General features: G+C 38.6%; 1 protein-coding gene. It reads right to left on the bottom strand.

All coding sequences use genetic code 11. The features are described 5' to 3' along the window. Nucleotides 1-60 precede the first annotated feature (60 nt). On the bottom strand, nucleotides 61-558 hold the full coding sequence (locus RH45_RS23725; RefSeq protein WP_241211631.1) for a hypothetical protein: 498 nt from the start codon (nucleotides 556-558) through the stop codon (nucleotides 61-63). Nucleotides 559-578 lie beyond the last annotated feature (20 nt).

Here is a 578-nt window from a genome sequence, read left to right as displayed (position 1 = left end):
AACCCAACTTAGAATACAAGACGCCAAACGTTGGGAATCTGCCTTAAACGCCTTGTTATGTTACGGTAATTGATTGAGCTGTTGTTCAAATAAATCATTTAACTCACTTAGCTTATAACGTGATGGTTTGGGCAACTCTAAATAAGGCTCGCAATCTATCCAAAGCCGTTTGCTACCAGTAAAGTAGTTTTCACTACTAAATAAGATAACCTCCCACCCCTTGGTATAAGTAGGGCAATTTGACAAGGGTTTAAATACGTACCCCTTATTTGTAGATGTAACTTTCGCTCGACAAGCTTCAGCCATTTCAAAATTGCTTGTAACACTAGTATGAACTGAGCTGAAATTGTAATCAGAAGAACAGTCAGTTTCAGTGATGCGAACAATTTCTATAGGTTGATAATTATACCTAAGCGCCAAGTGAAACCCAGAAAATATAGATAAGACAATGAATGAAAACAGTAAAATATGTCTAACTCTCATCTCACCCTCCAAGCCTAGATAAGTAACATAACGCCCTGTTAAGGGGTGAGCAACGCAATACTGAAGCTGCCGCATACCACCTTAAACACCAAAAC

Source organism: Vibrio sinaloensis DSM 21326 (genome assembly GCF_000189275.1).
GTDB lineage: Bacteria > Pseudomonadota > Gammaproteobacteria > Enterobacterales > Vibrionaceae > Vibrio > Vibrio sinaloensis.
Note: the sequence above shows the minus strand (reverse complement) of the source record. Positions and strands in the feature narration are given on the sequence as shown.

Excerpts from the sequence above, each read along its gene's own strand:
- RH45_RS23725 (WP_241211631.1), bottom strand. The coding sequence starts at position 558 with ATGCGGCAGCTTCAGTATTGCGTTGCTCACCCCTTAACAGGGCGTTAT.